We start from the raw sequence: 9,257 nt of genomic DNA, 5'->3' as shown, positions 1-9,257 counted from the left end.
GCCCAGGCCTGGGCGATTTGATCCCGCACAACCTTCCGAAAAAAACCGCACGCTTTTCAACCTTTTTGCATTGTGCTATAGTCAAAAATTCTTACGGCTATGTCATTGTCATAAGCCAAATACCTTGGGCAAAATAACCAGGCCTGGTCAAAACATCAACGAATCAGCGGCCGGTTGATCACAGCTGAGTTACAACGATTGGCTGGGTTATCAATCAAATAAAAAATCTTAAAAAGGGGTGATTCATGGCAGTTAAAAACGAGTTGCAGTTATTCACCACACCTGACGGGCAGGTGAGCCTTGAGGTCACTTTTAACGATGAATCGGCTTGGCTGACGCAAGCTCAAATGATGGATTTGTTTGGACGCGACCAATCGGTTATTTCAAGACATATTAATAATGTCTTCAAAGAGGGCGAGCTGGAAAAGCAAAGCAATATGCAAAAAATGCATATTGCAAATTCAGATAAACCAGTGGCTTTTTACTCGCTGGATGTCATCATTTCGGTCGGTTATCGTGTTAAATCTCAACGTGGCACGCAATTTAGAATATGGGCAACGCAAACGCTTAAACAACACCTTCTGCAAGGATACACCCTTAATCAACAACGATTTGAAGACAACGCCCAAGCATTAGAGCAAGCCCTTCAACTGGTACGCAAAAGTGTTGACACTCCAATAAGGCGGCTTGCGGTTGTTGATTGTAGCATTCCGGGGTGAGAGAGGGGGCTACGTCTCCTGTGTGGTATGTTCCAAAATGGAACTTTTTGTAGCATTTCCTGGTGAGTATATTGCTTCAACATCATGCCAATACGTGTCGAGAATTGATCACAGACTAAACAACGGTTGTCAGAATGCAGATGATACGGCTTTTTATCCGACCGCAAGATGGGTTAAAGGGGGTTTGAATATGGAAATGATGACGTTAGATGAGTTCAAAAAAGAAGCGTTTAAAAACCCAAATTTAAAAAAGGAGTACGCTGCGCTTGAAGACGAATTTAAGCTGATCGAAGCTTTAATTGATATGCGCCAACAGGCGGGTTTAACGCTGGAAGAAATTGCTGAAAAAATGGGGTCTCAAAAAAGTATTGTCAGTCGGTTGCTATCTGGAAACACCAAGGCGAGCTGGAGGTTGTTGCAAAAATACGCTCAGGCTTGTGGGTTTAAAATTCAATTGCAATACTCAAATTATGAAGACTGAAGTCTGTCTAGAATTATCTGAATTGGGTTCTTGTCGTCATAATGCGGTTTTCGCCAGACCTGGTGAAACGCGTTAATGGTGTTGGTGTGCTGGATTCGGTAAACGCCCAGGCCTGGATTTGACCAGGCCTGGGCGTTTTTGCATTTGGTTGTATTGGGCGCTTTTCGGGTCAGTGTGGGCGTGCCAGTGAGAAGCGGTCGCGGGTGGTGGCGTAGAGGTCGCCGCCGAGCTTGCCGATGGTGTCGAGTTTTTCAGGGTTGATGTGGCCGTTTTCCATGACGCTGTCGCAGGTGTAAACGTGTGTGACGTCCAGCAGGATGAGGGTGCCGCCGGTTGGGGTGTCGGCCAGGGTGATGAGGTCGCGCAGTCGGCATTCGTAGCGTACTTGGGCATCGGCAACGCTTTTGGCTTGCACGGTTTGGCTGTCGCAGGCGGTGACTTGGGCGAGTTCGAATTCGCTGACGTCGTTGGGGTGGACGGCGGCGGTGGCGTTCATTTTGTCGGCCATGTTGGCGCTGACGATGTTGACCACGGCGTCGCCGGTGTCTTTGAGGTTGCGCAAGGTGTCTTTTTCCTGCTGGGTTTGCGGCATGACGTGGGTAAGGGTGAGCACCGGCGGGGTGACGCTGGCGACACTGAAGAAGGAGTAGGGCGCGAGGTTGTGGGTGCCGTTGGCGCTGAGGGTGCTGACCCAGGCGATGGGGCGTGGGATGATGCCGCCAACCAGCAGTTTGTATCGGTCTTGTGGGGGGAGTTGTTGAATGTCGTGTTGCATGGGGTTTCCTCTTGGTTTAGAAGTGGATTGGGATGTCGTCACGCATCAGGAGCCGTTTGCAGCCTTTGATGGGTGGGACTTGGGTTTGGGGAACCAGTCTGAACTTCTCCCTGTCCAGTAGTAGGCGGTGAGGCCGATCCATTCCTTCCATGCGGGTTCCAGTGTTTTTAGGTGGTCGTAAAAGTCGAGATTCATCTGTCGGTATTCGTCGCTGTTGGAGCGGTAATCCACCGGATAGGGGGTGACGTTGATCCCTTGTTTGTTGGCGACGCCAACGGCGCGGGGCATGTGGTAGGCCGAGGTGACCAGCAGGTAGTTGCCCTTGGGCTGCGGCAGTTGCAGGTGGATATTGCGGAAGTTTTCGTAGGTGTTGCGCGCTTCGGTTTCGATGGTGATGCGATCTGGGCGGATGTCGAGGGCGTTGAACAGTTGTTGGGCGAGATGGCCTTCTTTGTCGCTGTGTTGCAGTTGCACGCTGCCGCTGCCACCGGTGAAGAGAATGGGGGCGTCTGGGTAGTGCATCGCAAGTTGTTTGGTGGCGATGTAGCGGTCACCGGCCAGGCCGAGTTCGGCGGTTTGCCAGCTGAGGCTGCGTTTGAGATCTTCGCCGCCGCCGAGGACGAGAATGCCGTCGATGTTTTCCGGCAAGGTGTCGGGTTTGCTGTAGCGTTTTTCCAGCGGTTGAATGAGGTGGTCGCCGATTGGGTAGGCCAGAACCACTAAAGCGGCTAGGGCGGTGGGAATGAGGATGATTTTGGCGGTTTGAATGCGGTGAAACGCTAAAAACAGCACGCCCATGAGGGTGAATAACATCAGCAGGTTGGCGGGGCTGAGCAGTGCCCAACCGATTTTTGAGAGAATGAAAAAGACGTTATCCATAAGACCTTTTAAGCCCCTTTTGTTGTGCTTTGGCTAGGTGGTGCCGGTTTCAAGCAAGTCGGTGGCCAAGATGGTTTGGTCTCGCCCGGTTTCTTTGGCGACGAAAACAGCCTTATCGGCCTCGGCAAAGAGTTGGGCAAAGGTGTCGCCGTTTTCCGGGTAGCCCGCAATGCCGATGCTGAGGGTAAACGGCAGGATGCCAAGGCTTCGCCAGTCCGCCTCGCGAAAGGTTCGGTGGAGTTTTTCGCTGATGGCCTGGGTGTTGTTGAGCGGGGTGTTGGGAAAGATAATGACAAATTCTTCGCCGCCCCAGCGGTAGATGATGTCGGTTTCGCGCAGGGCGTTTTCCAGTTGTTGCGCACCGAACACAATGGCGTCGTCGCCCTTTTGGTGTCCGTACATGTCGTTGATGTTTTTGAAGTCGTCAAAGTCCACCACGGCCAGGCTCATGGGGCGCTGATTGCGCTTGGCGAGCGCCAGTTGGCGTTGGGCCTGTTTTTCGCCTTCGCGTCGGTTGGGCAGTTGGGTGAGTACGTCGTGCGCTGCAAGGTCTTCCAGCTGGAATTGCAGGTGTTTGCGGTCGGTGATGTCTTGCACCATGCCGACCATGCGCAGGGGTTGATTCTGGGCATCGAACTGACAGGTTTTGCCGCGATCATGTACCCATAAATAATGACCGTTGCGATTGCGCAGGCGGTATTCGACTTCATAAACACTGCGGATGCCGTGATGGTAGTCTTGCATGGCTTGCAGCACCATTTGCAGGTCATCCGGGTGGATGTTTTGCGTCCAGGTTTTCACATTGGGTGCCATTTCGTCCGGGCCGTAGCCGAGCATTTTTTTGAGCTGGGGGCTGAAAAACACATAATCGGTTTCGATGTCCCATTCCCACAGGCCGTCCAGGGCTTCATTGAGCGCAAACCAGACACTGTCTTCGCGGGTTTGCAGGTCTTTTTCAAACGCCAGGCGCTTATTGACATTGCGCGCGCTGGAGAGAAAGTAGGTTTTGCCCTGGTGTTCGAAATGGGTGGTGACCACTTCCACGGCGATGTCGCCGCCGTTTTTGTGGCGGTGGCGTCCCACGAAGGTGTAGGCTTTGTGCGCCTGAATGACTTGCACCATTTCATCCCATTGCGGCTGGCCGACCACGTCTTTTTGCAGCGACAGTACGGAATGATTTAACACTTCTTCGCGGTTGTAACCCAAATCTTCAAATCCGGCGCGGTTGCACCACAGAATGTGGGAGGTTTCCGGGTCCAGCAGATAGATGGCATCGGCCAAGTGGTCGAAGAGGGTTTCCAGTTCAGGTGGTGTAGGCGCTGTGGTTTTTGTCATAGCTTTTTGTGGGTCGCCGCTTTGAGTGGTCGAGAGCTTGGTCGTTTATCACGGTTATCATAAAGGTATCTTATACGATGTGGGCGTAAATTTAACTATATTATTATTTTATCAACTTGAAAAAATGGTTTAAGCCCTTATTTTTAAATTAATTCAGTTGCATCCTGCTGCCTTGTGAGCGGTGGGGTTTGGTTTAGGAGTTTAAGCAGATGATGGATAAATTTACGTCACAATTTCAGTCGGTTCTCAGTCAGGCGCAGTCGATGGCGCTGGGCTTGGGGAATCAGTTTATCGAGCCGGTGCATATTTTGGCGGCGATGATGGCGGAGCAAACGTCTTTGTTGCAGTTGGCGGGGGTGAACGTCGCCCAGTTAAAGCGGGCGGTGGATGAAAAACTGCCAGGCCTGCCGAAAGTATCCGGGCATGGCGGCGATGTGCAACTGTCGCAAAACAGTGGGCGCGTGTTGAATTTAATGAACCAGCTGGCGCAGAAACGTGGCGATGCGTACATTGCCAGTGAATTGTTTTATTTAGCCGCTTTGCAGTCCAACGATTCGATCAAGGATGTGTTGAAGCAGGCGGGCGCGACGGAACAGGCGATCGAAGCAGCCATTGACCAGGTGAGAGGAGGCGAAACCGTGCAAGACCCAAATGCGGAAGAAAACAGACAGGCGTTGGATAAATACACGCTGGATTTAACCGAACGGGCGCGCAGCGGTAAGCTGGACCCGGTGATTGGACGGGATGACGAGATTCGCCGTGCCGTTCAGGTGTTGCAGCGCCGTACGAAAAATAACCCGGTGCTGATCGGGGAGCCAGGTGTGGGTAAAACCGCGATTGTGGAAGGTTTGGCACAACGCATTGTGAATGGCGAAGTGCCGGAAGGCCTGAAAAACAAAAAGCTATTGTCGCTGGATTTGGCTGGACTCTTGGCGGGCGCGAAATATCGCGGTGAATTTGAAGAGCGTTTAAAAGCCTTGTTAAAAGACTTGGAAAAACAAGAAGGCGCGGTCATTCTGTTTATCGACGAAATCCACACCATGGTCGGTGCCGGTAAAACCGAAGGCTCGATGGATGCCGGAAATATGTTGAAACCGGCTTTGGCTCGCGGTGAACTGCACTGTATCGGGGCCACCACGCTGGACGAATATCGTGAAAATATTGAAAAAGACGCCGCGCTGGAACGCCGTTTCCAGAAAGTGATTGTGGACGAACCGAGCGAAGAAGACACCATTGCCATTTTGCGCGGTTTGAAAGAGCGTTACGAAGTGCATCACGGCGTGGCGATTACCGACCCGGCGATTATTGCAGCGGCGCATCTGTCGCAGCGTTACATTGCTGATCGACAATTGCCGGATAAAGCCATCGACTTGATTGATGAAGCCGCCTCGCGCATCCGCATGGAAATCGACTCCAAACCGGAGCAAATGGACAAGCTGGATCGCCGTTTGATTCAATTGAAAATCGAACGTGAAGCCTTGAAAAAGGAAAAGGATGACGCCTCGAAAAAACGCCTAAACGTCTTGCAAGAATCCATCGACGAGATGGAAAAAGAATACGCTGACCTGGAAGAAATTTGGAAAAAAGATAAGGCGGCGCTGCAAGGTGCCAAGCAGTATAAAGAAGAACTCGATAAAGCACGGATTGAAATGGAAGCGGCGCACCGTGAGGGCAACTTGGCACGTATGTCGGAGCTGCAATACGGCGTGATTCCGGATTTGGAAGCCAAAATCAAAGCGGCGGAAGAAGCGGAAAATGAAGCCGAAGGCCAGGTGCATTTATTGCGCAATAAGGTCACGGAGGAAGAAATCGCCGAAGTGGTGGCGCGTTGGACCGGGATTCCGATTTCCAGAATGTTGGAAGGTGAGCGCGATAAATTGTTGCGCATGGAAGAAGCCTTGGGCGCGAAGGTCATTGGCCAGCAGGAAGCGGTGTCGGCGGTGTCGGATGCGATTCGCCGTTCCCGCGCCGGTTTGTCGGACCCGAACCGTCCGAACGGATCTTTCCTGTTCCTGGGGCCGACCGGGGTCGGGAAAACCGAGCTGACCAAAGCCTTGGCCGATTTTCTGTTCGATACTCAGGATGCCATTGTGCGTTTGGATATGTCGGAGTTTATGGAAAAACATTCCGTGGCGCGTTTGATCGGTGCGCCTCCGGGCTATGTCGGTTATGAACAGGGCGGTTACTTAACGGAAGCGGTGCGCCGTAAACCCTATTCGGTGATTTTGCTGGATGAGGTGGAAAAAGCGCATCCGGATGTGTTCAACATCCTGTTGCAAGTGCTGGATGACGGTCGTTTGACCGATGGCCAAGGGCGCACGGTGGATTTCAAAAACACGGTGATTGTGATGACGTCCAACCTGGGCTCGCACATTATTCAGGAAAAAGCCGCCACGGCGACCTACGATGAAATGAAGCAGGATGTTATGGAAGTGGTCGGTAGTCATTTCCGCCCGGAATTCATTAACCGGATTGACGACATCGTGGTGTTCCATCCATTGGATCAGGCGCAAATTCGTGCGATTGCCGATATTCAGTTGAACCATCTGCGTGCGCGACTGGCGGACAACGATTTGCAATTGGAAATCGCGGGCAGTGTGCTGGATAAAATCGGTGAGGCCGGTTTCGATCCGGTCTATGGCGCGCGACCTTTGAAGCGTGCGGTGCAACAATTGGTGGAAAACCCCTTGGCGCAACGTTTGTTGAAAGGCGAGTTTGCCGCGGGCGACACGGTTCATATCGGTTTGACGGACGGCGAAATCGATTTTCACTGAGGTGACTCAGCCGTGATTCGGCGAACAAAATCACCGGATATATAACCCGCCCATAACCCGCTCAGGCTTGGCCGAGCGGGTTTTTTTATCGCTAAAAACAACGCCGTTTGGTGAAATAAACCGGTTTAAGGTTTAAACTGATAATTGTGGGTTTTTGAGTGATGCTTTGGTTTTGACCATTATCTAGGAGGTCGTAATGCACGAACTGTCTTTGCTGGAAAAAATAAATCGATTGCCCCGTGATAAGCGTGAAGAGGTGATTGATTTTATCTCTTTTTTGGAATCCCGCTATGCTCGTTCAGATGCCGAGTTGAAGGGCGTGGCACCTTGGACGGGTGAAAGCTATCTCAGCATGAGTTTAGACCAAGCGATGCGAGGTTTAGAGGATGAACCTGAAATGTATCATGATGATGACCTGAAAGAGCGCTGGTCATGAAGTGTGAAGGCCAGATTGCCTTGATGCCATTTCCATTCACCGATCTAACGAACAGTAAGCGTCGCCCAGTGTTACTATTGCGCCGCCTCGATCAAAAACATGATGATTGGCTTGTTTGTGTGATTTCGTCTCAAATCCATCAATACCACGAAAATTTAGACTGGGTGCTGGATGATAAAGACCCAGAGTTTGAGCGCACGGGCTTGAAAGTGACCAGTGTCATAAGGTTATCCCGCTTAGCGGTATTGGACGGGAGCCTTTTATTAGGAAAATTGGCTCGATTCATCACGAAAGGCTTGTGGCGCTAAAATACAGGCTGAGTGACTGGCTGATCGCTGACAGCGGTGGACTTCGTTCTAGATGATAAGTGGGTTTGACCAGGCCTGGGTAATATCACCTTGTCTGGGTGATTAAATTGACTTCTGGTTTGTGATAAGTAAAATGATAATTGTTATTATTAATATTTTCTTGAGGAACGGGTCATGAGTCGAGCGATTGAGAGCCAAGCGCGTGTCACGGTTGATTTGGATTGGGATAAACTATTGGAATTAATGCAAAGCGGGGTGTTGTGTGGGGCGGATATTCATGCGTCCGATCCCGAGACGAAAGCGATGATTCGCCAGGCCTGTCTGAAAAGCTGTGTGCAGAAGGTGTGCGCTCAGTGCCCGATGAATTCGATGTGTGCGCAGCCAGGCTGTGATGTGCCGATTTGGATTCCAACGCGCCTGCCGTCATAATGCGTTCGCCCGCACGACTGCGAAATCCGACAAATGGCCAGGCCTGGTGAAAAGGGTATAATGATCGGTTAGGTATTCGGTTCGTTTTTCGGGTTAGGAGGCTAGGGCTTGAACAGTAGCATTGAGGTTAAAATTCCGTTTCATTTTAAAGGGCAGTTATTTGAACCGGCCAGTCGTTTGGATTTGGACGATTGGGCACAGCGCGGTACGGGTGAATGGCCAGACCTGGTAAAACGGGTGGCGCAGGAAAACGGTATCGGGGCTTATTCTTACGAGTTGGAAGTGATGGAAGTCTCGGAGCCGGTTTTTACTCATCCGACCGGTGAGGCGGGAGCATTTTTGGATGCCGAGAGTGGCACGTTTGATTTTGAAGGCTTTCGGGCGCACTGGCTGGCACAGAAGGCGTTTGAGCGTTTGGCTGTGATTGCCGAGTCGTGTCTGGGGGTTAGGTTGCAGCCGGATTCCGACCTGCATCAGGCGTTGATGCAGGCGTTTCTGGCGGGACGCGAAGAGCGAAATTAGTTATGATTGCAGGCGCGCAGCACGGCGTCTTCAGCGGCGTCGAGGTTGTCGATGCTGATGTTTAGGTTTTTCAAACGACCGTCTTTGATATTGTAGATAAACCCGTGGATGGCGAGGCATTGCCCCTTTTTCCAAGCGTTGCGCACCGCCGGAATATGGCAGATATTGCGCACCTGTTCTTCCACATTGATTTCACACAACCGATTCACTTTTTCTTCATAGGGCATGGCGTCCAGTTGGGCTTGGTTGCGCTGGTAGTATTTTCGAATCGGGCGCACCCAGTGGTCGATCAGGCTGGGGTTGCCTTCTTCCAGCGAGGCCATGACGCCACCGCAGCCGTGGTGTCCGTTGACGATAATGTGCTTGACCTTGAGCACTTCCACCGCATATTGGATGACGGACAGTACATTCATGTCGCTGGAGTTCACCAGATTGGCAATGTTGCGGTGCACGAAGATCGTGCCGGGGTCCATTTTCACCAGTTGGTTGGCCGGCACGCGGCTGTCGGAGCAACCGATCCATAAGTATTCGGGTTTTTGTTGTTGGGAGAGGGTTTCGAAGAAATGGGGGCGTTCGGCATTGACTTCGTCCACCCATTC

General features: G+C 51.7%; 11 protein-coding genes. 7 read left to right on the top strand and 4 right to left on the bottom strand.

Annotated elements, in window-relative coordinates; translation table 11 throughout:
* Positions 1–245 precede the first annotated feature (245 nt).
* Both ACP5D0_RS08825 and ACP5D0_RS08820 read left to right on the top strand, forming a co-directional pair.
* Entirely contained in the window at positions 246–719 is a 474-nt protein-coding gene (locus ACP5D0_RS08825) for a virulence RhuM family protein (RefSeq protein WP_472365357.1), read from the top strand.
* 37 nt (positions 720–756) lie between these two features.
* Positions 757–1,200, top strand: a complete 444-nt coding sequence (locus ACP5D0_RS08820; protein ID WP_472365356.1) for a helix-turn-helix domain-containing protein — start codon at positions 757–759, stop codon at positions 1,198–1,200.
* Between the two features lie 169 nt (positions 1,201–1,369).
* Here the strand turns inward: ACP5D0_RS08820 and ACP5D0_RS08815 are convergent, their stop codons facing one another.
* From ACP5D0_RS08815 to ACP5D0_RS08805, 3 genes are read right to left on the bottom strand one after another with little or no spacing between them, the layout of a single operon-like run.
* Positions 1,370–1,975 carry a flavin reductase family protein gene (locus tag ACP5D0_RS08815; RefSeq protein WP_472365355.1) on the bottom strand — a complete coding sequence of 202 codons (606 nt, stop codon included), beginning with the start codon at positions 1,973–1,975 and terminating at the stop codon, positions 1,370–1,372.
* Between the two features lie 45 nt (positions 1,976–2,020).
* A complete protein-coding gene (locus ACP5D0_RS08810) occupies positions 2,021–2,854 on the bottom strand; it encodes a YdcF family protein (RefSeq protein WP_472365354.1) in 834 nt (277 codons plus the stop codon).
* A gap of 33 nt (positions 2,855–2,887) precedes the next feature.
* Positions 2,888–4,189, bottom strand: coding sequence for a sensor domain-containing diguanylate cyclase (locus ACP5D0_RS08805; RefSeq protein ID WP_472365353.1), 1,302 nt, complete (start codon positions 4,187–4,189; stop codon positions 2,888–2,890).
* A 209-nt stretch (positions 4,190–4,398) separates the two neighbouring features.
* On the opposite strand from ACP5D0_RS08805, the gene clpB reads away from it, so the two are divergent.
* The 5 genes from clpB to ACP5D0_RS08780 all read left to right on the top strand — a co-directional run bounded on the left by clpB (position 4,399) and on the right by ACP5D0_RS08780 (position 8,658).
* A complete protein-coding gene (gene clpB / locus ACP5D0_RS08800) occupies positions 4,399–6,963 on the top strand; it encodes an ATP-dependent chaperone ClpB (RefSeq protein WP_472365351.1) in 2,565 nt (854 codons plus the stop codon).
* Positions 6,964–7,159: 196 nt separating this feature from the next.
* Positions 7,160–7,399 carry a DUF2281 domain-containing protein gene (locus ACP5D0_RS08795; RefSeq protein ID WP_472365349.1) on the top strand — a complete coding sequence of 80 codons (240 nt, stop codon included), beginning with the start codon at positions 7,160–7,162 and terminating at the stop codon, positions 7,397–7,399.
* The gene (locus ACP5D0_RS08790; RefSeq protein WP_472365348.1) at positions 7,396–7,707 is read left to right on the top strand and encodes a type II toxin-antitoxin system PemK/MazF family toxin; all 312 of its coding nucleotides are present in this window, start codon (positions 7,396–7,398) and stop codon (positions 7,705–7,707) included. Before ACP5D0_RS08795 ends, ACP5D0_RS08790 begins: the two co-directional genes overlap by 4 nt.
* Before the next feature lie 174 nt (positions 7,708–7,881).
* The gene (locus ACP5D0_RS08785) at positions 7,882–8,136 is read left to right on the top strand and encodes a hypothetical protein (protein WP_472365347.1); all 255 of its coding nucleotides are present in this window, start codon (positions 7,882–7,884) and stop codon (positions 8,134–8,136) included.
* Positions 8,137–8,244: 108 nt separating this feature from the next.
* Entirely contained in the window at positions 8,245–8,658 is a 414-nt protein-coding gene (locus ACP5D0_RS08780) for a hypothetical protein (RefSeq protein WP_472365346.1), read from the top strand.
* Here the strand turns inward: ACP5D0_RS08780 and ACP5D0_RS08775 are convergent.
* A partial coding sequence (locus tag ACP5D0_RS08775) for a carbonic anhydrase (RefSeq protein ID WP_472365344.1) occupies positions 8,655–9,257 on the bottom strand: 603 nt, incomplete at its 5' end. The two genes, ACP5D0_RS08780 and ACP5D0_RS08775, sit on opposite strands and share 4 nt — an antisense overlap.

This window comes from Hydrogenovibrio sp. (assembly GCF_049975065.1).
Lineage (GTDB): Bacteria > Pseudomonadota > Gammaproteobacteria > Thiomicrospirales > Thiomicrospiraceae > Hydrogenovibrio.
This window is presented reverse-complemented; position numbering and strand designations above follow the sequence as displayed.